This window comes from Phycicoccus sp. Soil803, from assembly GCF_001429685.1.
Lineage (GTDB): Bacteria > Actinomycetota > Actinomycetes > Actinomycetales > Dermatophilaceae > Pedococcus.
On record NZ_LMST01000001.1, the window covers coordinates 1,408,225 to 1,433,026 of the forward strand.

A 24,802-nucleotide genomic window follows, 5' to 3' on the forward strand; every position below is an offset into this window, starting at 1 on the left:
CACTGACGGCATGTGGGCTGCGATCAGATATCGCCGGGCCCAGGCGGTCGTGCTCGTCCTGCTCGCTGCGCTGGTCGCCACCTGCGCCGTCTTCGCACCGCTCTACCAGCGGGCCCTCGAGCAGTCGCTGCTGCGCTCCAGCATCAGCTCGGCCAGCGTCGCCGACACCGCGCTCGTGGTGCGCGCGGGCCGCGGCACTGCCAACCCGGTGTTCGGGCCCTCCGCCCTCAGCGGCAACGTGCCGGGGTCGGTGCGCGTCCTCTACGGCGCCCCGGTCGGGCAGCTGGCCGACTCGATCAACATCGTGCCGAGGGCCGGGCTGAAGCCGTCGCCGGGTGACCTCGTCGCTCGCGACCAGGTGTGCCAGCACCTGAAGATCACCACGGGGACCTGCCCGCGCGCTGCGGGGGAGATCCTCGTGTCGGCCAAGGACCTGGCGGCCTGGAAGTGGCCGGTCGGCACCAAGCTCACGACGCCGGTGCCGAGCATCAGCCAGACCGAGCGACCCACCGCGACCCTGAAGGTCGTCGGCGCCTACGAGGTGGTCCCCGACGCGGCGTACTGGCAACGCACCCAGCTGGACGGCAAGTCGGGCACGCTCATCACCGTGGGCCTGGAGCAGGTGCCGGGCATCGACGACTTCGTCACCACCGAGGCCACCTTCACCCGCGACTGGAGCGTGGCGCAGTCGACCCTGACGTTTCCCCTCAAGCGCGACCTGTTCACGCTCGGCAACCTGCAGCAGATCTCGGACGTGCTCGCGGCCAAGGGCGGCGACCGGTCGGCCGGCGAGGGCATCGACGGCGCGCTCGTCGAGACCCAGCTGCCGACGATCATCGACGGCATCAGGGTCGGCCAGCACCAGCTGCGGGTCATCGTGCCGTTGCTCATGGCCCAGCTCGGTCTGCTCGCCGCCGCCATCCTGCTACTGGTAGCGCAGGCCGCCGTGGAACAGCGCCGACCGGAGGTGGCGCTGGCCAGGCTCCGCGGCCGCAGCCGTGAGGGCGCCGGGCGCATCGTCATGGGCGAGCTGGCCGCGACCGTGGCGATCGGCCTGCCGATCGGCTTCGGCCTCGCGCTGCTGCTGACGACGCTGGTGCGGTGGTTCCTCCTCCCTGACGGTGTTCCCTTCGAGGTGCCCTGGTACTCCGTGGTCGCGCTGGCTGCCTCTGCCGTCGTGTGTGCAATGGCCATCTGGCTGGCCGCGCGGCCGGTCCAGCGGCTCACCGTGTCGGCGCTCCTGCGCCGAGTGTCGAGGGAACGCGCGCGGGCCTTCGGGATCGTTGACATCCTGGCCGTGGCGCTCGCCGTGTTCGGCCTGATCGGGCTCGCGACCGGTTCGCTCGAAGGCCCGCTCGCGCTCGTGACCCCCACCCTCGTCGCGCTGGCTGCAGGGCTGGTCGCCTCGCGGCTGGCGGTCCCGGTCGCCGGGGCCAGCGGACGCGCGAACCTGCGCCGCGGGCGGATCGGGCCGGCCCTCACCGCCTTCGGGCTGGAGCGTCGACCCACCTTGCGCAAGGTCGTCACGGTGGTCAGCGTCGCGGTGGCCCTCACCGTCTTCGCGGCGAACGCCCTCGTCGTGGGTGACCGCAACTGGCAGGCCCGGGCAGAGGTCCAGACCGGTGCCCCGGCGGTGATCGACACCGACAGCCACAACCCGACCAGCCTGCTCGCCACCGTCCGCACCATCGACCCGACCGGCACCCTGGCCAGCCCCGTCGCGATCGTGCGGCAGACCGACCGGAGCTCGACCGCCACGATGGCGGTCGTCACGAAGGACTTCGAGGAGACCTCCTTCGCCCCTCCGGGTGAGCCCTACCGGCTCGGGGCGCTCGCCCCTCCCGACATCCCGCCCGTGCAGCTCTCCGGCAGCAGGGTGACCGGCCGGCTCGCGTGGGACCTCACCATCCCCGGGGACGACTCGACGCCCCGACCGGCCGGGCAGTCCGGCGCCCCGGTGTCGCCCACGATCGGCCCCGGCTCCGAGGAGCCGAACGAGCTGCGGGTCTCGGTGACCAGTCCAACCGGCCAGAGACTGACCAGGCTCATCGCGCAGATCCCGTTGCGCGGCAAGGGATCTGCCGAGCTCAACGGGCTGCTCCTCTGCCCCGACGGTTGCCGGCTCGACGGCCTGGAGTTCCGGAAGACCGACGAGCAGGTCAGCCAGGTGAGCGGCACGCTGAGCATCACCGGGCTCGGCATCGACGGGAAGTCGCTCGGCATCTCCGCCCCGAACCAGTGGAACCCCTTCGTCGCCCCGCCGACCAGCACCAGCGACAAGCTCGAACAAGTGCCCGCGGGGGCCGACACGCTGGCGCTCGAGCTGAACAGCACCGGGTTCGCGGTCGCGCTGTCACACGCCGATGTGCCGGCTGTCGTGCCCGGACTGCTCGCCGGACCGGTCCCGCCGGGCGGCACCGCACAGGGGTTCGACGCCATCGGCCTCAACGGTGCGCCGATGGTCGCCGCAGCGCAGCAGACCGTCGACACCCTTCCCGTCCTGGGCAGCCAGGGCGTCCTCGTGGACTACGAGACGCTGGCCCGCCTCGGCGGTCGCCTCCCCGACGCCGGCACCCTCTCGGTGTGGGTCGCCGACCCGGCCGAGGCCGACTCCGTGGCCACGCAGCTGCAGGCCCAGGGCGTCGGGGTGCTCGCCCGGCACAGCACGGCCGCCGCCAAGGACCGCCTCGACGAGTCGGCCTCCGCGTGGGGGCTGCGCCTGGCCGTCTTCACCGGCGGGATGGGTGTGCTGCTGGCCGCCCTCGTCGTCCTGGTCATGACCGTGACCGGATGGCGCGTGGTGGCCCGTGACCTCGCCGCGCTCCACATGTCGGGCGTGCCGCTCAAGGAGCTGCGTCGGTCGCTCGTGCGCGAGCAGGTCGTGCTGGTCCTCGTCGGCACGGTCGTCGGCGTCGTCTGCGGGGCGGTCAGCTCGTGGGTGGCCATGCCGCTGGTGCCGCTGTTCGACAGCGCCGCCGACCCGGTGCCCGCGCTGGAGCTGGCGCCGGACGTCCCGGCCATCGTCGGCTCGGCCGTCGGGGCCGCCCTCGTGCTCGTCGCCGTCGGCTGGCTGGCCGCGGTCGGTGCCGGCCGACGGATCACCTTGCGCCGGATCAGGGAGTCACTGTGAGCACCGACGGCCTTGTGACGACGACGACGCGCGCCGGCGGGCTGCGGGTGAGCACCCGCGGCCTGGTCCACATCTACCGCGCCGAGGGCCACGACGTGGCCGCCCTGTCCGGGGTCGACCTCACCGTCCACCCCGGTGAGGTGGTCGGCCTGCTCGGTCCGTCCGGCGCCGGCAAGTCGACCCTGCTCACCTTGTTCGGCGGCCTCATGCGACCGAGCGCAGGGCGGGTGCTCGTGGGTGAGCACGAGCTCTCGACGATGACCGAGGCCGACCTCGACCGGTTCCGGGCCGCCGAGGTGGGACTGGTCCTCCAGGGCGCCGCGCGCAACCTGTTGCCCTACCTGACCGCCCGCCAGAACGTCGAGTTCGCGCAGCGGTCCGCTCGCCGGGCCGGCCGCGAGGTGCCGCCTCCCGGAGAGGTGCTGGAGCTCGTGGGGCTCGACCACGCGGCCACCGCGCCCCTCGACTCGCTGCCGCCGGGGCAGCTCCAGCTCGCGGCGCTCGCGGTCGCCCTGGCCAGCCGGCCGGGTCTCCTGCTCGGCGACGAACCCACCTCCCAGCTGCACCACTCATCGCGCGACCTCGTGCTCGACACCTTGCACCGGGTCAACCGGGAGTGGGGGACCACCGTCGTCGTCGTCACCCACGACCCCGAGGTGGCCGCGCGACTGCCGCGCACGGTCACCATCCGCGACGGCCGCGTCGGTGGCGAGGGCCGGTCCGGCGAGGCGTATGCCGTGGTGTCGGCCGACGGGTCCCTGCCCCTCCCGCCTGCGGCGGTGGATGCGTTCCCGCCCGGTGCGCTGGTGCGGGTCGCGGAGGTCGATGGGGTCTGGACGCTGATCCCGCAGGGGAGGGGTGAGACCGGTGGGTGACCGGACCAGCTGGGCCGACGGCCCGGAGCTGCTCGAGGACGTCGAGTCGCCGCCGCTGCGCGTCGATGGCGTGACCGTCCGCTACGGCTCGACGGTCGCGGTGTCCGAGGCGAGCTTCGATGCCTACCCGGGTGAGTTCATCGCCGTCACCGGCCACAGCGGCGCCGGCAAGTCCTCGCTTCTGTGGGCCATCGGTGGCGCCGTCGGGTTCGACGGCGTGGTGCGCCTCGGCGACGACGACGTGCGGGACCGCGCGCAGGCGGCCCGGCTGGGGATCGAGGTGATCCCGCAGGGCAGCGCGCTGGCCGTCCTTCTCTCCGCCCAGGAGAACGTCGCCCTGCCCCTGCTGGCCCGCGGGGTGCGGCCGGACCACGCCCAGCGCCGGGCGCAGTCCGCCCTGGCGTCGGTGGGTCTGCACGAGTCCGGCAGCCACCTGGCCGAGGAGCTGAGCGGCGGCCAGCAGCAGCGGGTCGCGGTCGCCCGCGGCCTGGCCCTGCGCGGCCACGTCCTGCTCGCCGACGAGCCCACCTCCGAGCTCGACCACGACAACCGCGAGCGGGTCCTCGCCCTCCTGCGGGCCGCGGCGCGCCGCGGCGCCATCGTCATCATGGCGACGCACGACCCCGAAGCGGCCGAGGAGGCCGACGGCGAGGTCCGTCTCGATGATGGACAGCTCGAGACGATCCGCACCCCCCAGGGCTAGCCTGCTGCGCGTGCCGAAGCCGATCCGCCTGCCGTTCGACCCCATCACGCGTGCGGCGCAGCTCTGGACCCGCCGGTGGGGGCGCACCTCGCAACCCCTGGCGATGGCCAGCGCCACGTCGATCATGCGGGTCCAGCAGCTGCTGATCACCGACTACGACGCGATCGTCGGGCGACACGGCCTCACCTTCGCCCGCTACGAGGCGCTGGTGCTCCTCGCGTTCAGCCGGGACGGCCGGCTCGGCATGAGCAAGATCGGGCAGCGCCTGATGGTCCACCCGACGAGCGCCACGAACATCGTCCAGCGGCTCGACGCCCAGGGCTTCGTCGAGCGGGTCCCCAACCCCGATGACGGACGCGGCACCCTGGCGATCATCACGCCTGCGGGTCGCGACGCGATGGAGGCCGCGACGGCCGACCTCGTACAGCGCAAGTTCGGCCTGGGGATGCTGTCCGCGGCCGAGCACGAGCAGCTCTTCGACCTGCTGCGCAAGGTGCGGCTCGGAGCCAGTGACTTCGACGCCTGACCCAGCCCCGCGGCATACCTCGCCCGCACCACCCGTCCCAGCTTTATCGGGTCTAGCAGGAACGTTGACCTTCACCCGGCTTCCGAACCGGGGTGAAGGTCAACCTTGTCCCTAGACCCGATAAAGCTGTGAAAGCGCGGTGTCGGCCGCGGGCGGCTTGGACATTTACTAGGACGTCCTAGTAAATTGGCGCGCATGGCCGAGAACCCCGCACCCACCACCCCCGCGACGAGCGACGGCGCCGCCCGCTGGCAGGCCCGCTACGACGCGGCCCAGGCCAAGGGACAGGTGCGGGACGCCGACTTCACCACGCTGTCGCAGATGGAGGTCGAGCCGGTCTACGGGCCGGCCGACGGCTCCGAGGTGCCCGAGCGGATCGGGTGGCCGGGGGAGTACCCCTTCACCCGTGGTCTCTACCCGACCGGCTACCGCGGCCGCACCTGGACGATCCGCCAGTTCGCCGGCTTCGGCAACGCGGTGCAGACCAACGAGCGCTACAAGATGATCCTCGAGCGCGGGGGCGGCGGCCTCTCGGTCGCGTTCGACATGCCCACGCTGATGGGGCGCGACTCCGACGACCCGATGAGCCTCGGCGAGGTCGGTCACTGCGGGGTGGCGATCGACTCGGCCAAGGACATGGAGGTGCTCTTCGACGGGCTGCCGCTCGAGGACATCACCACGTCGATGACGATCAGTGGCCCGGCGGTCCCGGTGTTCTGCATGTACCTCGTCGCCGCCGAGCGCCAGGGCGTCGACCTCGGGGTCCTCAACGGGACGCTGCAGACCGACATCTTCAAGGAGTACATCGCGCAGAAGGAGTGGCTGTTCGCCCCCGAGCCGCACCTGCGCCTGATCGGCGACCTGATGGAGTACTGCGCCGAGAACATCCCGGCCTACAAGCCGCTGTCGGTCTCCGGCTACCACATCCGCGAGGCCGGCTCGACGGCCGCGCAGGAGCTCGCGTTCACCCTCGCCGACGGCTTCGGCTACGTCGAGCTCGGGCTGTCCCGCGGTCTCGACATCGAGACCTTCGCGCCCGGCCTGTCGTTCTTCTTCGACAGCCACCTCGACTTCTTCGAGGAGATCGCCAAGTTCCGCGCCGCCCGCCGGATCTGGGCGCGCTGGCTCCGCGACGTCTACGGCGCCAAGACCGACAAGGCCCAGTGGCTGCGGTTCCACACCCAGACGGCCGGGGTCTCGCTCACCGCGCAGCAGCCGTACAACAACGTCGTCCGCACCGCCGTCGAGGCGCTCGCGGCGGTGCTCGGCGGCACGAACTCGTTGCACACCAACGCCCTCGACGAGACGCTGGCCCTCCCCAGCGAGCAGGCGGCCGAGATCGCGCTGCGCACCCAGCAGGTGATCATGGAGGAGACCGGCGTCGTCAACGTCGCGGACCCGCTCGGCGGCAGCTACTACGTCGAGGCGCTCACCGACAAGATCGAGGCCGAGGCCGAGGCGATCTTCGACAAGATCCGGGCGATGGGCGAGCTCGGCAAGCCGCTCAACTCCGAGGGCGGGGTCGACCACGCCGTCGGCCCGATGACCTCCGGCATCCTCCGCGGCATCGAGGACGGCTGGTTCATGTCCGAGATCGCCGAGGCGGCCTTCCAGTACCAGGTGTCGCTGGAGAAGGGTGACAAGAAGGTCGTCGGCGTCAACTGCCACACCGCCTCCGTGACCCACGAGCTGGAGATCCTGCGGGTCAGCCACGAGGTCGAGCGCGAGCAGGTCGCCACCCTCAAGACCCGCAAGACCGACCGCAACGAGGACGCCGTGCGCGCCGCCGTGCGACACATGGTCGAGGTCGCCCGCACCGACGACAACATGGTGCCCGCCATGCTCGACGCGGTCCGCGCCGAGGCCACGCTGGGCGAGATCTGCGACGCGCTGCGCGACGAGTGGGGCGTCTACCGCGAGCCCGCCCGCTTCTAGAGACCAGAGGTATGCCGCGTGGCCGGCCGGCGTTGTCAGCAGCGCTAGCCGGCCTCGCCGACCTCACGCTGCTCGCGGCGGAGTCGGGCGTAGGCGACATCGGCCAGCAGGGCGATGAGCCCGTCGACGAACGCCTCGTCGGGCTCGCCGGTGGCCAGCGCCCGGTGCATCACCGACCCGACCACCACGTCCGCGAGCAGGTCGACGTCGATCATGTCGCGGCGGATCTCGCCCCGCTCGATGGCGCGTTCGACCGAGAGCGCGACCAGCGCGTGCAGGCGCGTCGACAGCGACGCGCGGACGCGCTGGCCGACGCCCTCGGGGTCACGGGCCGACTCGGCCAGCAACGCGGCATACGCACCGCCGGTGGAGGGGTCGCGCAGCAGGCGGGCCGCCTCGCCGATGCCCGCACGCATGTCGGCCTCCAGCGAACCGTGGTCCTCGATCTCGATCTCGTCGAAGGTGGCGGCGACCGCGTGCACCGCGAGCTCTATCTTCGACGGCCAGCGCCGGTAGAGCGTGCTCTTCGCCACACCCGCCTTGGCGGCGACGTGCTCCATGGACATCCGGGCCACGCCCTTGTCCGCGAGCACCTGGCGTGCTGCTGCGGTGATCGCCTGCTCGGTGGCCTCCTCACGGGGGCGTCCCGGGCGGCGACTTCGGTCCTGCCGTGGGCGTGTGGTCATCACGCGTGATCATGCCACCGAACCCGTGGACCACGCGGTGCTTCCGGGGGTGAGGACGGGGTCGGGGATTTGTCGTCGTGGGGGAGACTGAGTCATGGTGGTGTGAATGCCGGCTGCGGGGAACCCCCGTTGGCCGGCCCGCTCACGTAAGGATTTCTACTGTGTCGATGGTCGCCAAGCGCGTGCTGTCCGCGGCGCTGACGGTGATCGGACTCGTGCTCGTGTCCCTCGGTGCCTGGCTCACCGTGCACCTCGGTTCGTCCGGCAGCGCCACGCTGCGCAGCACCCCTGCCCACGGGGCCCTGGTCGTCGTGGAGCCGTCCGTGCTCAACCGGGTCGACGCACCGGCCACCGTGACGGCGGTCGCCGCACCCGGAACGACGATCTGGATGGGGCGGACCACCCCCGCCGACGCCGACGCGATCGTGGGTGGCGCCGACCGCACGTCGGTCACCGGTGCCCACCTCCGGGACTGGAGCCTCGTCGCATCGCGGGCCGGGGCCGGGCCCGCCCCCGACCTCGCCGGTGCAGACGTCTGGCGCCAGACCGCGACCGGACCGGGCCGGGTGCACCTCAGCGTCGAGCAGACCGGCGCCCCGGAGTCCATCGTCATCGCTGCACCGGACGGCAGCCCCGTCGACCTGACCTCCCTGACCGTCACGGTCGAGCGGCGCACGTGGTTCTTCCAGGCGCTGCTCGTGACGCTGGTCGGACTGCTCGCGGCGGTCACCGGAGTGGCCACCCTCTGGCAGACCCGACCTCGGCGCCGGCGCCAGACCGACGCGCCACCGAAGCAGGCCGACGCGGCGAAGCAGGCCGACGCGGCGAAGCAGCCCGACGCGGCGAAGCAGCCCGACGCGGCGAAGCAGGCCGAGACCCCCACGAGCACCGACGCACCGACCCCGGAGGTGACCGCATGAGCCGCAGCACCACTCAGCTGGCTGCCGTGGCCGCCCTCAGCCTCGCCCTCGCCGGGTGCGGTGTCGGCACCGGCTTGGCCGGGGTGCACGACGCCCCCGCCCAGGTGACGACCACCGCACCGATCTCCCCCGACACGGCCCAGGCCATCGCTGCCCGGGTCCTCGCGAAGGCGGCCGAGGCCGCGGCAGCCAAGCCCGCCGATGCCCAGAAGCTGCGCACCGAGGCGCTCACCGGCAGCGCCCTCGCGGTCGCCAACGCTGCCAGCCGGCTCGAGTCCGGTGCGGCCGCCGCCCCGACCCCGCTCACCCGCACCGAGCCGCCGAAGGTCCTCGCGGTCTCCCGCGGCACGGCCTGGCCGCGGCTCATCCTGGTGCAGACCGCGACCGCCGACGGCGGGGCCGTGCTCAACCTGCTCGTCTCGCCGGACGCCAGGACGCCGTTCCGGCTCAGCGTTGCCGCACCCATGCAACCGGGGGCGAGCGTCGCCGCCCTCGACTCGCTCAACGCCGGGTCGCCAGTGGTGACCACGGGCAGCACCCTCCCCGTGCAGCCCGCCGCGCTGATGACGGAGTATGCCGCGAGCCTCGCCTACCCGAAGCCCGCCGCTGCCAAGGACATCGACCCCGCCGACCCGTTCTCCGCGGCCGTCCGCGCCCACGCGGCGGAGCAGGCCAAGGCGTTCGGGAAGCTCGCCTCCCTCAAGCAGGTCCACACCGTGGAGCCGCAGAGCACCGTCGCCATCGCGCTGCGGGGCGGGGGAGCGCTGGTCTTCGGGCTGGTCGAGCGCACCGACACGATCACCTTGGGCAAGGGCGGGAAGTCGCTCACGCCGAGCACCGACTTCCAGCGCCTGGTGCGCAAGAAGACGCTCACGAAGAGCGCCACGCTGCGGACCTACGAGACCGTCGTCTTCACCGTGCCCGCCGAGGGCAAGGCCAGTGTCGTCGCCGCGGACGAGGTGCTGTTCTCGGCCAAGGGCTCGTGAGGGAGAATCACCGCCATGAGTGACCAGCCGTTGACCTCCGGTGGCCTGCGTGGCGCCGTTGACCTGACCGCCCTGCGCAACCAGCCCCCGTCGGGAGGCCAGCCGGCCGGCCCAGCGGGCGGCTCGGCTCCTGCTGCCCCGGGTGCTGCCGCGGGACCGTCGTCCGGCGGGGTCCCCGGCCGCAGCGGGGTCGTCGTGGAGGGCAGCGACGCCACCTTCCAGGAGATCGCGAACGCCTCGGTGGGCGTGCCGATGCTGCTCGTCCTGTGGGCTGCCCAGATCCCCGAGTCGCGCGACTACCTCGACACCGTGGTGGCGGTGGCCGGGACGTACGACGGCCGCTTCCAGGTCGTCAGCATCGACGTCGAGCAGAACCCCACGCTCCTGCGCGCCTTCCAGGTGCAGAGCGTCCCGATGACGATGGGGCTGATCCAGGGCCAGCCGGTCCCGATGTTCGCCGGCCTCCAGCCGGAGTCGGCGCTGCGGCCGGTGCTCGACGAGTTCCTCGCCCTGGCCGTGCAACACGGCGTGACCGGCCGGGTGGAGATCGCCGCCGCCGCGCCGACGGCCGATGGTGAGGCGGTCGAGCAGCCGCTCCCGCCCCTGCACCAGGAGGCCTACGACGCCATCGAGCGCGGCGACCTCGACGCTGCCGCCGCGGCATACCAGCAGGCGCTCAAGCAGAACCCCACGGACTCCGACGCCGAGCTGGGCCTGGCCCAGGTGGGCCTGATGCAGCGCACCGAAGGTGCCGACCTGCAGCAAGCCCGCGCCGCCGCAGCGGACCGCCCCACGGACGTCGCTGCACAGGGACTCGTCGCCGACCTCGACGTGCTCGGTGGGCACGTGGAGGACGCGTTCCTGCGCCTCATCGACCTCGTGCGAGCGACCTCCGGTGACGAGCGCGAAGCGGCCCGGAACCACCTGCTGCAGCTGTTCGCCGTGGTCGGCTCGCACGACGAGCGCGTGCGCAAGGCGCGGACCGCGCTGATGAGCGCCCTGTTCTGACCCACCCGGGCAGCGAGCGGGCCCCGAGGGGTCGCGGCCGGACTCCTGAGCCGACAGGATGGGTCGCATGGCGAAGACTCAGGAACACCTCATCGGACTGTTGCTGGGCGCGGAGGGTGACTGGCCGCGCGCGTTCGAGACCCTCGCGGCCAGGCTCGGCGTCCTGACCGGACCCGACGGCGCGAGCCACCAGGTCAACACCGAGCGCGTGACCATCGAGCCGTTCAACCTGCGCGACAAACCACGGCACGACCTGGTCATCGACCGGTTGGCCTACTGGTACTACCACCCGCGCGAGTGGCTCAAGAAGGTCGCGCTGATGGACGACGTCTACCTGCTCAACAGCCCGTTCACCTTCCAGTCCATGGAGAAGCACTCCGCGTACTGCGCGCTGCTGCGGCTCGGCATGCACGTCCCCGAGACCGTCCTGGTGCCCTACAAGAACCCGATCGACAACGTCCGGTGGGCCTACACCGCCGAGCGCTACAACAAGTCCTTCGACCTCGACCAGATCGCCGAGGAGATCGGCTACCCGCTGTTCATGAAGCCGTTCGACGGTGGCGGCTGGCGCGGGGTGTCCCAGGTCAAGAACGTCGACGACCTGCACAGTGCCTACGACGACTCCGGCGAGATGCTCATGCACCTGCAGGCCTCGGTGAAGGACTTCGAGGTGTTCGCGCGGGCGCTGACCATCGGGCCCGAGACCATGGTGATGAAGTTCCAGCCGGATGAGCCCATGCACAACCGGTATGCCGTGCAGCACGGCTTCCTGTCCGAGGGCGTCGGGACCGAGGCGGTCACCATCGCGCAGACCGTCAACGCGTTCTTCCGCTGGGAGTTCAACTCCTGCGAGATGCTCGTCAAGGACGGGGTGGTCTACCCGATCGACTACGCCAACGCCTGCCCCGACGTGGCGGTCACCTCGCTGCACTACTACTTCCCGTGGGCGATGAAGGCCCTGATCAAGTGGTCGGTGTTCTGCGTGGCCACGGGACGCAAGGCGCGCACCCAGGTCGACACCGACCCGTGGTTCAGCGTGGCCGACGACGCCGACCTCGACTACGGCGGCAAGCTGTCCGCCTACCAGGGGCTCGCCGACGCGCACTTCGACACCGACCGCTACCGCGAGTTCTGCGACGCGGCGCTGCCGCACATCGACGAGATGGTGCTGGAGTGGGTCGACTCCGACGACTTCCGCAGCCTGCTCAGCGAGACCATCCAAACGACCTACCCGAAGCACGAGTGGGACAAGTTCGAGGGGCACTTCGGTGGGCTGACCCGCATGTGGGTCAAGGACGAGCAGTCCCGGCTCGGCTCCGGCAGCTCGGCGGTGGACGAGACCGTCGTGAGCGGCCCCGCGCCGGCTGTCACCACCGACTGAGCTTCGTCGACTGAGCATCATCGACTGAGCCCAGACGCACGAACGGGCCCCGCCAGCTGGCGGGGCCCGTTCGGGTCAGGCGGGTCGTGCACGGTCAGGCGCGGAGGTGGACCTCAACAGGCCCGACACTCCTGCTCGATCTGGTGTCGGCGAGCCTCCGGCTGCATCAGCCGGGGACGGCGCAGGCCGCGCAGCTGGTCGAGGGTGGCGAGGTTGGGACGGGAGCTGCCCGTGCGAGGCACACTGCGAGGCCCGGGCGTCTGGTGCGTGTTCGTGGGCGTCATGTTTGGTCCAACGGAGCGTGCCTCCGGTTTGTTCCGGAGGATGCCTCCGAATTTCGGTGCTGCTGGTCGGGCCGTGCCCGGCGTCGGTGAGCCCGCTGTCAGCCGCCGAGGGCGGCGCCCACGACCTCCTTGGCCTCGGCCTGCACCTGCGCGAGGTGCTCGGGGCCCTGGAAGGACTCGGCGTAGATCTTGTACACGTCCTCGGTCCCGGACGGGCGGGCCGCGAACCAGGCGCTCGCCGTCGTCACCTTGAGGCCGCCGATGGCCGCGCCGTTGCCGGGAGCCTCGGTGAGCTTGGCCGTGATCGGCTCCCCAGCCAGGGAGTCCGCCGCGACGTCGCCGGGGGACAGCGCCGCGAGCTTGGCCTTCTGCTCGCGGTTGGCGGCTGCGTCGATGCGGGCGTAGGCCGGGTCACCGTGCCGGGCGGTGAGCTCGCGGTAGTGCTGGCTCGGGCTCTGGCCGGTCGCGGCGAGGATCTCGGAGGCCAGCAGGGCCAGGAGGATGCCGTCCTTGTCGGTGGTCCAGGCCCTGCCGTCGCGACGCAGGAACGAGGCCCCTGCGGACTCCTCGCCGCCGAAGCCGAAGCTGCCGTCGATGAGGCCGGGGACGAACCACTTGAAACCCACCGGCACCTCGACGAGTCGGCCGCCCACGTCGGCCGCGACCCGGTCGATCATCGACGACGAGACCAGCGTCTTGCCGATCGCGGCATCCGCCGGCCAGTCGGGACGGGCGCCGCCGAAGAGGTACTGGATGGCGACGGCGAGGAAGTGGTTGGGGTTCATCAGGCCGCCGTCGGGGGTGACGATCCCGTGGCGGTCCGAGTCGGCGTCGTTGCCGGTGGCGATGTCGTACTCGTCCTTGCGGGCGATCAGCGACGCCATCGCCGACGGCGACGAGCAGTCCATCCGGATCTTGCCGTCCCAGTCGAGGGTCATGAACCGCCAGGTCGGGTCGACCAGCGGGTTGACCACGGTGAGGTCCAGCCCGTGGCGATCGGCGATCTCGCCCCAGTAGTGGACCGAGGCGCCGCCCAAGGGGTCCGCGCCGATCCGGACGCCGGCGTCCTTGATTCGTTGCAGGTCAACGACATTCGGCAGGTCGTCGACGTAGGTGCCCAGGAAGTCGTAGGGCTGCGCGTGCGCGCGGGCCCGGCTGAACGGCATACGGCGGACGCCCTCGAGACCACTCGCGATCAGCTCGTTGGCGCGGGCGGCGATGACCTTGGTGGCGTCGCTGTCGGCGGGGCCGCCATGCGGCGGGTTGTACTTGAAGCCACCGTCGGAGGGCGGGTTGTGCGACGGGGTGACGACGATGCCGTCAGCGAGGACCGGGCCCGTGGTGCGGCCCTCGTTGGCGCGGATGATGGCGTGGCTCACCGCCGGCGTGGGGGTGTAGCCGTCGCGGTCGTCGACGAGCACGATGACGTCGTTGGCGGCGAGCACCTCCAGCGCGGTGGCCCACGCCGGCTCGGAGAGCCCATGGGTGTCCCGGCCGATGAACAGCGGGCCGTCGTAGCCCTGCGACTTCCGGTAGTCGCAGATCGCCTGCGTGGTCGCGAGGATGTGCGCCTCGTTGAACGCCGTCCGCAGGCTCGAGCCCCGATGCCCGGAGGTGCCGAACGCGACCTGCTGGTCGAGGTCGTCGGGGTCGGGGTCGAGCGTGTAGTAGGCGGTCACCAGGTGGGCGACGTCGACCAGGTCGGAGGGCTGGGCGAGCTGTCCAGCACGCGGGTCACTCATCGGCCAGTGCCTTCCGGTCGGCGTCCACCGGTGCGAGGTAGACGGCGGACAGCGCGGCGACGCGGACCTCGACCGACCAGGGCTGGCCGTTCGCGCCGTGCTCCTGTGCGGTCACGACGACCTCCGCCTGGCTCGGCGTGCCGAACTCGTCGTAGCCGCTGGTGTCGAGGATGACCTTCCAGTCGCCCGGTCGCGGCACCCCGATCCGCAGGGGGTCGCGGGCCAGGCCGCCGAAGTTGACCGCTACGGCAACCACGGCGCCCTGCCGGTCCGGCGTGCCGAAACGCAGGTAGGAGTAGGTGTTCCACGCGTTGTCATCGGCGTTGAGCCACTCGAAACCCGCAGGGTCGGAGTCCAGCGCCCACAGCGCGGGGTTCTCCCGGTAGACCCGGTTGAGCTCCTTGACCAGGTTGTGCACCCGGTAGTGGGCGGCGTGGTCGAGCAGCCACCAGTCGAGCTGTCGGCCGTCGGCCCACTCGGCCTCCTGCGCGAACTCGCTGCCCATGAAGATCAGCTGCTTGCCGGGGTGGCTCCAGATGTACGCCAGGAAGGCGCGCACCGTGGCGAGCTGGTCGTAGCGGCTGCCGGGGGCCTTGCGCAGCAGCGAGCCCTTGCCGTGGACGACCTCGTCGTGGCTGATCGGCAGCAGGTAGTTCTCGCTGTAGGCGTACATCAGCGAGAAGGTCAGCAGGTGGTGGTGGTACTGCCGGTGGATCGGGTCCTCCTTGAGGTACTTCAAGGAGTCGTTCATCCAGCCCATGTTCCACTTCAGCCCGAACCCGAGACCACCGCTGTCGGTCGGTTTCGTGACGCCCGGCCAGGAGGTGGACTCCTCGGCGATCGTGACGATCCCGGGCACCCGCTTGTATGCCGTGGCGTTGGCCTCCTGGAGCAGGCCCACCGCTTCGAGGTTCTCCCGGCCGCCGTGGATGTTGGGCACCCACTCGCCGTCCTTGCGGGCGTAGTCGAGGTAGAGCATCGAGGCGACACCGTCGACGCGCAGCCCGTCGACGTGGAACTCCTCCATCCAGTACACCGCGTTGGCGACGAGGAAGTTGCGCACCTGCATCCGGCCGAAGTCGAAGATGTAGGAGCCCCACTCCGGGTGCCAGCCCTTGCGGGGGTCGGCGTGCTCGTAGAGGGGGAGCCCGTCGAAGCGGGCCAGCGCCCACGGGTCGGTGGCGAAGTGTCCCGGCACCCAGTCGAGGATCACGCCGATCCCGGCCTGGTGCAGCCGGTCCACGAGGTAGCGGAAGTCGTCGGGGCGGCCGAACCGCGCGCTCGGGGCGTAGTAGCTGGTCACGTGGTAGCCCCACGACGGCGGGTAGGGGTGCTCCATCACCGGCATGAACTCGACGTGCGTGAAGCCGAGGTCGGCCACGTAGTTGACCAGGTGCTCGGCCAGGTCGCGGTAGCCGTGACCGCTGCGCCACGAGCCCAGGTGCACCTCGTAGACGCTCATCGGCTGCTTGTGGGCGTCGTTGCCGGCTCGCTGCTCCATCCAGGCGTCGTCGCTCCAGCTATAGCGGGACTGGACGACCGAGGACGCTCGACCGGGCGGGAGCTCGGTGGCCTGGGCCATCGGGTCGGCCTTCTCGCGCACCTTGCCGTCGGCGCCCCGGACCAGGAACTTGTAGAGCGTGCCGTCACCGACGCCGGGCACGAACAGCTCCCACACGCCGGACTCGCCGAGCAGCCGCATCGAGTGGCTGCGGGTGTCCCAGCCGTTGAAGTCGCCGGCCACGTGCACGGCCTGGGCGCGCGGGGCCCACACGGCGAACGACGTGCCCACGACGGTGCCCATCGGCCCGGGGTACTCGCGGACGTGGGCGCCGAGGACGGTCCACAGCTCCTCGTGCCGCCCCTCACCGATGAGGTGCAGGTCGATCGGCCCGAGGGTGGGCGCGAACCGGTAGGGGTCGTCCATCTCGTGCTCGATGCCGTCGGCATAGGCGACGAGGAGGCGGTAGTCCTGGGTCTGGGTGGCCCCGACCCGCATGCCGCCCCAGACGCCGTCGGACTCGTGCAGCAGCTCGATCCGCTCGCCGTCCTGGAACCGGACGCCGACCGACGACGCGAACGGCTTGTAGGTGCGGACCAGCAGCCCTTCCTCGTCGAGGTGGTGCCCGAGCAGGTCGTGCGGCTGCTGGTGGCGACCGTCGGCGAGGGCCCGGATGGCCTCCTCCGGGGTCGACGGCGTGGGGACCGGCTCGGGGACGCGCTCGACCGGGGGCTCCACAGGCTGCTCGACGGCACGCCGCGCAGCCGAACGGCTGGTGGGCGTCTCGGCCGCTTGCGGGTCGGCGGGGTCGGTCAGGCCGAACCAGCCCTTGGCGGGCTCTTCCTCGGCCGCAGCAGGCTCTGGGGGTGCAGCCGGGCTCTCGTCCGTCGCCGTCGGCGTCGCCTCTTCCGTCGCCGCCGCCGCCACCGTCGCCGTCTCCGTCGCCGTCTCCGTCGCCGTCACCTCGTCGTCGTTCGGAAGATCTGCGGGGTCAGGACCCGGTGATTCTTCCGAGGACTCGTGGGTGGCAGCGGTCTCGGTGGTGACCTGCTCCTCGGGGGTCTCGTCGGAGCTGGGCTTCTGCTTCTTCTTGCCGAACCGTGGACTCACGTCAGGTCCTTCCTCGCGTCGTCGAGCAGTCGGACCACGGCAGCCGTGGGGATGGTCAGCCAGGTGGGCCGGTTGCGGGCTTCGTACACGACCTCGTAGAGCGCCTTGTCGAGCTGGAAGGCGATGAGCAGCGCGGCGTCCGCGCGCGGGTCGCGACCGGACTCCGCGGCATACCCGTCGAGGAAGGCGCGCTGCGCGCTCTCGGCCCAGTCGCGGGCACTCCCGCCGGGGTGGGACTGCTCCCACGAGCCCGCGGCGTAGTCGAACGAGCGGAGCATGCCGGCGATGTCACGCACCGCGAGGTCGGGCAGCATGCGCTCGGAGAGCGGGCGGAGGGGCTCGCCCTCGAAGTCGAGCAGCACCCAGCCGCGGCCGTCCACCTTGAGCACCTGGCCGAGGTGGTAGTCGCCGTGGATGCGTTGCAGGGCGGGCCAGCTCGCGTTGACGGCCCGGTCGACGACGTCGGCGATCCGGTGCTCGTAGGCGGCCAGCGCCGGGACCTCCGAGGCGGCCGCGACGTAGCGAGCCCGCATGCCGGCCGCGACCGTGGCGATCGCCTCGGCGGACACGGCCTCGGTGGGCAGGATCTCCGCCAGCCGCTTGTGCACCTCAGCGGTGGCGGCGCCGAGCTGGCGAGCCGGCTCGGCGAAGTCCTCGTGCGCGCCGACGGCGCGCAGCGCGACCCGCCAGGCGTCCTCGGTGCCGGGGAAGAACTCCTGCGCGAAGGCCAGGTGGCCACGGGAGGGCTCGTCGCCGCCGGTCACCGCCGGCCAGGCGGCACTCACGGTGCCGACCATGGTGGGCACCCGGGACGAGCCGGCCTCGGAGAGCGCGCCCTGCACCGTCACGTCGGGGTTCTCACCCGACTGCAGCATGCGGAAAACCTTGCAGATCAACGGTTTCGCGGCACCGTCGGAGTCGGTGCAGTCGAACACGATCGAGGTGTTCGACTGCTCGCCCGAGAGCACCTTCGAGGAGCGGAGGGCGGTCTCGGTCGTCCACGACGGATGACGGCGCGGCACGACGTCGGGCTCCACCGTGTCGGACTCGCTGCCCGCCTGGGGGATGGCCTGCTCCAGCACGAGCGCGAGGAGCTGCGCTGCGTAGACCGGGTCGTGGGGTCCGTCGTAGACCCACCGTGGACCGAGGACGCTGTGCTCCATCGTCCCGACGAAGGCCTGCTGACCGCCCTCCAACGGCGCGCCGCGGTAGGTGAGTGGCACCTGGTAGACCACCGGCTGGGGACCACCCTCGTCCACGACGATGAGCGTCTCGATGCCCACCTGCCCAGCGGGGTCGTCGAGCCGCCACGACCAGAGCTTGCGCAGCACCGGGAGCCTGCCCTTGGCGGCATACCAGCGCTGGCGCGCCATCCACGGCCCCACGAGCTCGAGCTTCGTGGGGGAGAGCGTGGCGTCGTGGATCTCAGCCATGCGCTGCACCCGGCACCAGGCGGAGCCAGAAGAAGTCGCGGGAGCCGAGGGTCAGGGTGATGGTGCCGTCGTCGCTGATCTTCGGGAACCCCTGGCCGCCGAAGAGGTCCTCGAGGTGGGCGCCCCGGAACTCGTCCGGCACCCGGACGGTCGTCGCCTGCGGTCGGCTCGCGAGGTTGTTCACGCAGAGCACGGCCTCGGAGTCGCTGTTGCCGTCGTGGTCCCACGTCACGCGCAGGAAGGACAGCACCGCCTCGTTGTCCGACGGGCAGACCTCGAAGTCACCGAGCCCGAAGACGGGGTGGCGCTTGCGGATCTCGAGCATCGCCCGCACCCAGTGCAGCAGCGACGAGCTGCTCGCCATCTGGGCTTCGACGTTGACGTTGTTGTAGTGGTAGACGAGCGACGACACGACCGGCAGGTAGAGCTTGCCGGGGTCGGCCGAGGAGAAGCCCGAGTTGCGGTCGGGAGTCCACTGCATCGGGGTGCGGACGGCGTCACGGTCGTTGAGCCAGATGTTGTCGCCCATGCCGATCTCGTCGCCGTAGTAGAGGCACGGTGACCCCGGCAGTGAGAGCAGCAGCGCGTGGATCAGCTCGATCTCGGCGCGGCTGTTGTCCAGCAACGGTGACAGCCGTCGCCGGATGCCGACGTTGGCGCGCATCCGCGGGTCGGGTGCGTACCAGCCGTACATCGCGGTGCGCTGCTCCGGCGTGACCATCTCGAGGGTGAGCTCGTCGTGGTTGCGCAGGAAGGTGCCCCACTGGGTGCCGGCCGGCTTGTCGGGGGTGTCGGCCATGACGTCGACGATCGGCGCGGCCTTCTCCTCGCGCAGCGAGTAGTAGAGCATGGGCATGACGGGGAAGTGGAAGCACATCTGGCACTCCGGCTCCTCCTCGGTGCCGAAGTAGTCCACGACGTCGGCCGGGGGCTGGTTCGCCTCGGCGAGCAGGATCCGCCCGGGGTACTCGGTGTCGACCATCTTGCGGAGCTTGGCCAGGAACTGGTGCGTCTTCGGGTGGTTCTCGCAGTTGTGGCCCTCCTCCTCGTAGAGGTAGGGGACCGCGTCGAGCCGGAACCCGTCGATGCCCATGTCCATCCAGAACCGGACGACGTCGAACATCGCCTCGTGGACGGCCGGGTTCTCGAAGTTGAGGTCGGGCTGGTGGGAGAAGAACCGGTGCCAGAAGAACTGCCGGCGCACCGGGTCGAAGGTCCAGTTCGAGACCTCGGTGTCGATGAAGATGATCCGGGCGTCCGAGTAGGGCTCGTCGGTGTCGGACCACACGTAGAAGTCGCCGAACGGGCCCTCGGGGTCGGATCGCGAGGCCTGGAACCACGGGTGCGCGTCGCTCGTGTGGTTCATGACGAAGTCGGTGATGACCCGGATGCCACGGGCGTGCGCCTGCGACACCAGCTCCTGGAAGTCGGGCAGCGTGCCGAACTCGGGCAGCACCGCGGTGTAGTCGGCGATGTCGTAGCCACCGTCGCGCAGCGGTGAGGCGTAGAACGGCGGGAGCCACAGGCAGTCGACCCCGAGCCAGGCGAGGTAGTCGAGCCGGGCCATCAGCCCGGTGAAGTCGCCGGAGCCGGAGCCCTTGGAGTCACCGAACCCGCGGACGAGCACCTCGTAGAAGACGGCGGTCTTGAACCACTCGGGGTCGTTCTTCAGCCCGGGCTGGGCGAGGTTGAGACCCTGCATCAGAACCTCCGGATAGCGACGATGTGGACGGGCTCGGTCTCGGGCCCGAGTCGGACGTAGACGTGCTCACCCCAGTGCCAGGAGGCCCCGGTGAGGAGGTCCTGCGCGGCGATCCCGTCGTGGTAGTCGAGGCCCAGGGCGGGCATGTCGAGGTGCATGGTGGACTCACGGGTGCTGTGCGGGTCGAGGTTCGCGACCACCACGAGGGTGTCCTCGGTGCCGTCGGCCAGCACGCGTCGCTTGGAGAACGCCATGATGTTCTCGTCGTCGACGTGGTGGAACGTGATGTTGCGCAGCCAGTGCAGGGCGGGGTGCTCGCGCCGGATCTCGTTGAGGCGGGTGAGGTAGCCGGCCAGCGACTGGCCCTCCTTGACCCCGCCGGGCTCGTAGTCCTCCCAGTGCCGGTTCTTGTACTGGTACTTCTCGTTGTCGATCTGCTCCTCGGCGCCCGGCCGGGCCACGTGCTCGATGAGCTCGTAGCCGGCGTAGATGCCGTAGGTGGGGACCAGGGTGGCGGCGAGCGCGGCCCGCAGCTTCCACGCGGCCGGACCACCGAACTGCATGTAGGGGGTGAGGATGTCGTGCGTGGTCGGCCAGAACGACGGCCGCATGTAGGACGCGGCGTCCCCGGCCAGCTCCGTGACGTACTCCTCGAGCTCCCACTTCTGGTTGCGCCAGGCGTAGTAGGTGTAGGACTGCTGGAACCCGGTCTTGCCCAGGGTGTGCATCATCGCCGGCTTGGTGAACGCCTCGGCCAGCCAGATCACCTCGGGGTGGTCGCGCGCCACGTCGGCGATCAGCCACTGCCAGAACTCCACCGGCTTGGTGTGGGGGTTGTCGACGCGGAAGATCTTGACCCCGTGGTCGATCCACACCTGGATGACCCGGCGCATCTCCGCGTACGACCCGGCGGGGTCGTTGTCGAAGTAGAGCGGGTAGATGTCCTGGTACTTCTTGGGCGGGTTCTCGGCGTAGGCGATCGTGCCGTCGGCACGGTGCTTGAACCACTCGGGGTGCGTGGTCACGTAGGGGTGGTCGGGGGAGGCCTGCAGCGCGATGTCCATCGCGACCTCCAGGCCCAGCTCCTCGGCCTGCGCGACGAAGAAGTCGAAGTCGTCGAAGTCGCCCAGGTCCGGGTGGATGGCGTCGTGGCCACCGGCGGCGCTGCCGATGCCGTAGGGGCTGCCCGGGTCGTCGGGACCGGCCTCGAGGGTGTTGTTGGGCCCCTTGCGGTTGGTGGTCCCGATCGGGTGGATCGGGGTCAGGTAGACCACGTCGAACCCCATCCGCGCGATGGCCGGCAGCCGCTTCGCCGCCGTGCGCAGCGTGCCGCTGGTCCACTTGCCGGTCTCGGGGTCCTGCACCGCACCCTCGGAGCGCGGGAAGATCTCGTACCACGCGCCATACAGGGCCCGCTCGCGCTCCACGAGCAACGGGTATGCCGCGGACGGGCTCACGTAGTCGCGCAGCGGGCGGGCGGCGAGCTCGGCGCGCACGGAGGGGTCGGTGCCGGCGTGCAGCCGCGCCAGGGGTGGGCGCCGGGTGTCGCGCAGCGCCGTGATCGCGTCGGCCAGGACGGCTTTCTGGTCCTTGGACCGCTTGACCTCGGCCAGGGCGCGCTCGAGGGTGCGGGCGCCCTCCTCGAGCATCAGCTCGGCGTCGACGTCGGCGGCGACCTTGATCGTGGCGTCGTGGTCCCACGTGCCGTAGGGGTCGGACCAGCCCTCGACGCGGTAGGACCACCAGCCCACGGCGTCGGGCTCGACCACGGCCGCCCAGGTGTTGAGCCCGGGGTTCACGGGGGTCATGGCGGTGACCCGCTCGGACCCGTCGGGGGCGACCAGGACGACCGACGCGTTGACCGCGTCGTGGCCCTCGCGGAAGACCGTGGCGCCGATCGTGAACTGCTCGCCGACGACCGCCTTGGCGGGCCGGGCGCCGTCGTCGACGACGGGGCTGACCCCCTGGACCGGGATCCGGCCGATGGGGACCTGCGGGTGCGAGGTGGTCGGTGCCTTGGTCACCGTGGGTCTCTGGCCGGTGCTGCCGGCACTGGGTGCGTCAGGAGGGCTGGGCATGGCTGCCTGGGGCTTCGCTGTCACGCGCCCGACGCTACTCGGTCGGCCCCTCGCGCACCTCCCCACGTGCAGAGATGGACGGTCTCGTGAAAATTCTTGAAAGTTCTGCAAGAACGCGTCATTCACTCTGCCCTCGAGGCCTTAGGATGCCCCACGTGAAGGCGATCCGACGCTTCAGCGTCCGTACAGTCCTGCCCGCGCCCATCGCCGCCCTCGGCGACCTGGCGAGCAACCTTCGGTGGTCCTGGCACCCACCCACCCGTGACCTGTTCCAGCGCATCGACCCGCAGCGCTGGGACAAGGTGCGCAAGGACCCCGTCCGGCTGCTGTCGGCGCTGTCCCCGCAGGAGCTGAGTGACCTCGCCGGCGACGCCGAGTTCGTCTCGGCGGTCGCCGCCGCGAAGGCAGACCTCGACACCTACCTGACCGAGCCCCGCTGGTTCCAGGCCTGGGCCGACGAGGTCGAGGGTGGCGCCCCGAAGGCGATCGGCTACTTCAGCCCCGAGTTCGGCATCACCGAGGTGCTGCCGCAGTACTCCGGCGGCCTGGGCATCCTCGCGGGTGACCACCTGAAGACGGCCTCCGACCTCGGCGTCCCGATCGTCGGCGTGGGCCTGTTCTACAAGACCGGCTACTTCAAGCAGAGCCTCAACCGCGACGGCTGGCAGCAGGAGACCTACCCGGTGCTCGACCCGGACGGCCTGCCGCTCAGCCTGCTGCGCGAGGAGGACGGCACCCCCTGCGTCATCACCCTCGACCTGCCCGGTGGCCGGGAGCTGCACGCCCACGTCCTCAAGGCGCAGGTCGGCCGCGTGCCGCTGCTCCTGCTCGACTCCGACGTGCCCGACAACGACGAGGCCGCGCGCAACATCACCAACCGCCTCTACGGCGGCGGTGGCGAGCAGCGCCTGCAGCAGGAGATGCTGCTCGGCATCGGCGGCGTCCGCGCCCTGCGCCTGTGGTCGCGACTGACCGGCGCGCCGACCCCGGACGTCTACCACACCAACGAGGGCCACGCCGGCTTCCTCGGTGTCGAGCGGATCCACGAGCTGACGAAGTCGGCCGGGCTCACCTTCGACGAGGCCCTCGAGGCGGTCCGCGCCGCCACCGTCTTCACCACCCACACCCCCGTGCCGGCCGGCATCGACCGGTTCGAGGCCGACCTCATCACCCGGCACTTCGGCGGCGACCGCGCCGTCGAGGGCGTCCCCGTGGAGCGGCTCCTCGCCCTCGGTGCGGAGGACTACCCGGGCGGTCAGGCGGGCATGTTCAACATGGCCGTCATGGGTCTGCGCCTCGGCCAGCGCGCCAACGGCGTCTCCCAGCTGCACGGTGTCGTCAGCCGCGGGATGTTCGACGGGCTGTGGCCGGGCTTCGACGACGACGAGGTCCCGATCTCCAGCGTCACCAACGGTGTCCACGCCGGCACCTGGGTGGACCGCAAGGTCTACGAGGTCGCGGCCAAGCACCTCGGCACCACCGACATCGAGCGGGACAACGCCTGGGACCGCATCGGTGACGTGCCCCGCGAGGCCATCTGGTCCACCAAGCGCGAGATGCGTGAGCAGCTGGTCAAGGAGGCCCGCCGCCGCACCCGCTCCTCCTGGAAGAAGCGCGGAGCCAGCCCGGCCGAGCTCGGCTGGGTCGACGACATCCTCGACCCCGACGTGCTGACCATCGGGTTCGCCCGCCGGGTGCCGACCTACAAGCGGCTCACGCTCATGCTGCGCGACCCCGACCGGCTCAAGCGCCTCCTGCTCGACGAGAAGCGCCCGATCCAGCTCGTCATCGCCGGCAAGTCACACCCCGCCGACGAGACCGGCAAGCAGCTCATCCAGCAGATGGTGCGCTTCGCCGACGACCCGGAGATCCGCCACCGCATCGTGTTCCTCCCGAACTACGACATCGCCATGGCGCAGTACCTCTACCCGGGCTGCGACGTCTGGCTGAACAACCCGCTGCGTCCCTTCGAGGCGTGTGGCACCTCCGGCATGAAGGCCGCCCTCAACGGTGGCCTCAACCTGTCGATCCTCGACGGCTGGTGGGACGAGTGGTTCGACGGCGAGAACGGCTGGGCCATCCCGACCGCTGACGGCGTCGAGGACGCCGAGCGTCGCGACGACATCGAGGCCGCTGCGCTCTACGACCTCATCGAGAACTCCGTGGCGCCGCGCTTCTACGACGTCGATGCCGAGGGCCTCCCGCAGAACTGGATCTCGATGATCACGCACACCCTCGCGACGCTGGGCCCGAAGGTCCTGGCCAGCCGGATGGTGCGCGACTACACGACCCAGCTCTACGGGCCCGCTGCCCGCGCCGGCTGGGCGCTCAACGGCGAGACCTTCGAGGGCGCCCGCGACCTGGCCGCCTACAAGGCCAAGGTCAAGGCCGCGTGGCCGACCGTCCGCGTCGACCACGTCGAGTCCTCGGGCGTCGGTGACAGCCCCGAGATCGGCGAGACGCTGCACGTCAACGCCTACGTCTCCCTCGGTGGGCTGGAGCCCGACGAGGTCGACGTCCAGGTCGTGCACGGCACCGCGCGTGACTCCGACGAGCTGCGCGACGTGGTCAGCGAGTCGCTCCAGTTCGTCGAGTCCTACGAGGGTGGTCGCCACCACTTCGCCGGTGACCTCGCGCTGGCCCGCACCGGCTCGTTCGGCTACACGGTCCGCGTGCTGCCCAAGCACGCCGGCCTGGCCAGCACCAGCGAGCTCGGCCTGGTCGCCAACGCCTGACCCCAGCACGGCAGTGAGGTATGCCGCGTGCGGACGTCCGCACGCGGCATACCTGTCTTCGTGGTCA

Annotated in this window: 16 protein-coding genes; 10 read left to right on the forward strand and 6 right to left on the reverse strand. The window is 71.1% G+C overall.

Annotation, left to right across the window (positions count from 1 at the left end; genetic code table 11):
* Window positions 1-10 precede the first annotated feature (10 nt).
* The 5 genes from ASG95_RS06495 to ASG95_RS06515 all read left to right on the forward strand — a co-directional run bounded on the left by ASG95_RS06495 (window position 11) and on the right by ASG95_RS06515 (window position 7,169).
* The gene (locus tag ASG95_RS06495) at window positions 11-3,130 is read left to right on the forward strand and encodes an FtsX-like permease family protein (protein WP_057376932.1); all 3,120 of its coding nucleotides are present in this window, start codon (window positions 11-13) and stop codon (window positions 3,128-3,130) included.
* Window positions 3,127-4,005 (forward strand): ABC transporter ATP-binding protein, encoded by an 879-nt coding sequence (locus ASG95_RS06500; protein WP_235543494.1) that lies wholly within the window; start codon window positions 3,127-3,129, stop codon window positions 4,003-4,005. Before ASG95_RS06495 ends, ASG95_RS06500 begins: the two co-directional genes overlap by 4 nt.
* Complete coding sequence (locus ASG95_RS06505; protein WP_235543505.1) at window positions 3,998-4,708, forward strand: ABC transporter ATP-binding protein; 711 nt, start codon at window positions 3,998-4,000, stop codon at window positions 4,706-4,708. Before ASG95_RS06500 ends, ASG95_RS06505 begins: the two co-directional genes overlap by 8 nt.
* Before the next feature lie 10 nt (window positions 4,709-4,718).
* Window positions 4,719-5,234 (forward strand): MarR family winged helix-turn-helix transcriptional regulator, encoded by a 516-nt coding sequence (locus ASG95_RS06510; RefSeq protein ID WP_056922771.1) that lies wholly within the window; start codon window positions 4,719-4,721, stop codon window positions 5,232-5,234.
* Window positions 5,235-5,429: 195 nt separating this feature from the next.
* Complete coding sequence (locus ASG95_RS06515) at window positions 5,430-7,169, forward strand: methylmalonyl-CoA mutase (protein WP_057376933.1); 1,740 nt, start codon at window positions 5,430-5,432, stop codon at window positions 7,167-7,169.
* Window positions 7,170-7,213: 44 nt separating this feature from the next.
* Here ASG95_RS06515 and ASG95_RS06520 read toward each other — a convergent pair whose 3' ends face one another.
* Complete coding sequence (locus tag ASG95_RS06520) at window positions 7,214-7,855, reverse strand: TetR/AcrR family transcriptional regulator (RefSeq protein WP_082593081.1); 642 nt, start codon at window positions 7,853-7,855, stop codon at window positions 7,214-7,216.
* A gap of 161 nt (window positions 7,856-8,016) precedes the next feature.
* Between ASG95_RS06520 and ASG95_RS06525 the strand changes: the two genes are divergently transcribed.
* From ASG95_RS06525 to ASG95_RS06540, 4 genes are all read left to right on the forward strand, one after another.
* Entirely contained in the window at window positions 8,017-8,775 is a 759-nt protein-coding gene (locus ASG95_RS06525) for a hypothetical protein (protein WP_057376935.1), read from the forward strand.
* Window positions 8,772-9,761, forward strand: coding sequence for a hypothetical protein (locus ASG95_RS06530; RefSeq protein WP_057376936.1), 990 nt, complete (start codon window positions 8,772-8,774; stop codon window positions 9,759-9,761). The genes ASG95_RS06525 and ASG95_RS06530 overlap by 4 nt, the downstream gene beginning before the upstream one ends.
* Window positions 9,762-9,776: 15 nt before the next feature.
* Window positions 9,777-10,769 carry a tetratricopeptide repeat protein gene (locus ASG95_RS06535; RefSeq protein ID WP_057376937.1) on the forward strand — a complete coding sequence of 331 codons (993 nt, stop codon included), beginning with the start codon at window positions 9,777-9,779 and terminating at the stop codon, window positions 10,767-10,769.
* A 67-nt stretch (window positions 10,770-10,836) separates the two neighbouring features.
* Window positions 10,837-12,150, forward strand: a complete 1,314-nt coding sequence (locus tag ASG95_RS06540; RefSeq protein WP_057376938.1) for a RimK family alpha-L-glutamate ligase — start codon at window positions 10,837-10,839, stop codon at window positions 12,148-12,150.
* 382 nt (window positions 12,151-12,532) lie between these two features.
* Here ASG95_RS06540 and pgm read toward each other — a convergent pair whose 3' ends face one another.
* From pgm to ASG95_RS06565, 5 genes are read right to left on the reverse strand one after another with little or no spacing between them, the layout of a single operon-like run.
* Entirely contained in the window at window positions 12,533-14,176 is a 1,644-nt protein-coding gene (gene pgm / locus ASG95_RS06545) for a phosphoglucomutase (alpha-D-glucose-1,6-bisphosphate-dependent) (RefSeq protein ID WP_057376939.1), read from the reverse strand.
* Window positions 14,169-16,787 (reverse strand): 1,4-alpha-glucan branching protein GlgB, encoded by a 2,619-nt coding sequence (glgB, locus tag ASG95_RS06550; RefSeq protein ID WP_235543514.1) that lies wholly within the window; start codon window positions 16,785-16,787, stop codon window positions 14,169-14,171. Before glgB ends, pgm begins: the two co-directional genes overlap by 8 nt.
* The gene (locus ASG95_RS06555) at window positions 16,784-18,220 is read right to left on the reverse strand and encodes a hypothetical protein (RefSeq protein WP_057378770.1); all 1,437 of its coding nucleotides are present in this window, start codon (window positions 18,218-18,220) and stop codon (window positions 16,784-16,786) included. The genes glgB and ASG95_RS06555 overlap by 4 nt, the downstream gene beginning before the upstream one ends.
* Entirely contained in the window at window positions 18,213-19,922 is a 1,710-nt protein-coding gene (gene treS, locus ASG95_RS06560) for a maltose alpha-D-glucosyltransferase (RefSeq protein ID WP_056922763.1), read from the reverse strand. The genes ASG95_RS06555 and treS overlap by 8 nt, the downstream gene beginning before the upstream one ends.
* On the reverse strand, window positions 19,922-22,000 hold the full coding sequence (locus ASG95_RS06565; RefSeq protein ID WP_082593083.1) for an alpha-1,4-glucan--maltose-1-phosphate maltosyltransferase: 2,079 nt from the start codon (window positions 21,998-22,000) through the stop codon (window positions 19,922-19,924). The genes treS and ASG95_RS06565 overlap by 1 nt, the downstream gene beginning before the upstream one ends.
* 155 nt (window positions 22,001-22,155) lie before the next feature.
* Here ASG95_RS06565 and glgP point away from each other — a divergent pair, with 155 nt between their 5' ends.
* Complete coding sequence (gene glgP / locus ASG95_RS06570; protein ID WP_057376941.1) at window positions 22,156-24,735, forward strand: alpha-glucan family phosphorylase; 2,580 nt, start codon at window positions 22,156-22,158, stop codon at window positions 24,733-24,735.
* The last annotated feature ends 67 nt before the right edge of the window (window positions 24,736-24,802 follow it).

Bases quoted from the DNA above. Each gene is read 5' to 3' on its own strand.
- ASG95_RS06515 (WP_057376933.1), top strand. From the start codon at position 5,430: ATGGCCGAGAACCCCGCACCCACCACCCCCGCGACGAGCGACGGCGCC.
- ASG95_RS06520 (WP_082593081.1), bottom strand. From the start codon at position 7,855: ATGACCACACGCCCACGGCAGGACCGAAGTCGCCGCCCGGGACGCCCC.
- ASG95_RS06535 (WP_057376937.1), top strand. From the start codon at position 9,777: ATGAGTGACCAGCCGTTGACCTCCGGTGGCCTGCGTGGCGCCGTTGAC.
- ASG95_RS06495 (WP_057376932.1), top strand. From the start codon at position 11: ATGTGGGCTGCGATCAGATATCGCCGGGCCCAGGCGGTCGTGCTCGTC.
- treS (WP_056922763.1), bottom strand. From the start codon at position 19,922: ATGCAGGGTCTCAACCTCGCCCAGCCCGGGCTGAAGAACGACCCCGAG.
- ASG95_RS06565 (WP_082593083.1), bottom strand. From the start codon at position 22,000: ATGCCCAGCCCTCCTGACGCACCCAGTGCCGGCAGCACCGGCCAGAGA.
- ASG95_RS06540 (WP_057376938.1), top strand. From the start codon at position 10,837: ATGGCGAAGACTCAGGAACACCTCATCGGACTGTTGCTGGGCGCGGAG.
- pgm (WP_057376939.1), bottom strand. From the start codon at position 14,176: ATGAGTGACCCGCGTGCTGGACAGCTCGCCCAGCCCTCCGACCTGGTC.
- ASG95_RS06530 (WP_057376936.1), top strand. From the start codon at position 8,772: ATGAGCCGCAGCACCACTCAGCTGGCTGCCGTGGCCGCCCTCAGCCTC.
- ASG95_RS06555 (WP_057378770.1), bottom strand. From the start codon at position 18,220: ATGGCTGAGATCCACGACGCCACGCTCTCCCCCACGAAGCTCGAGCTC.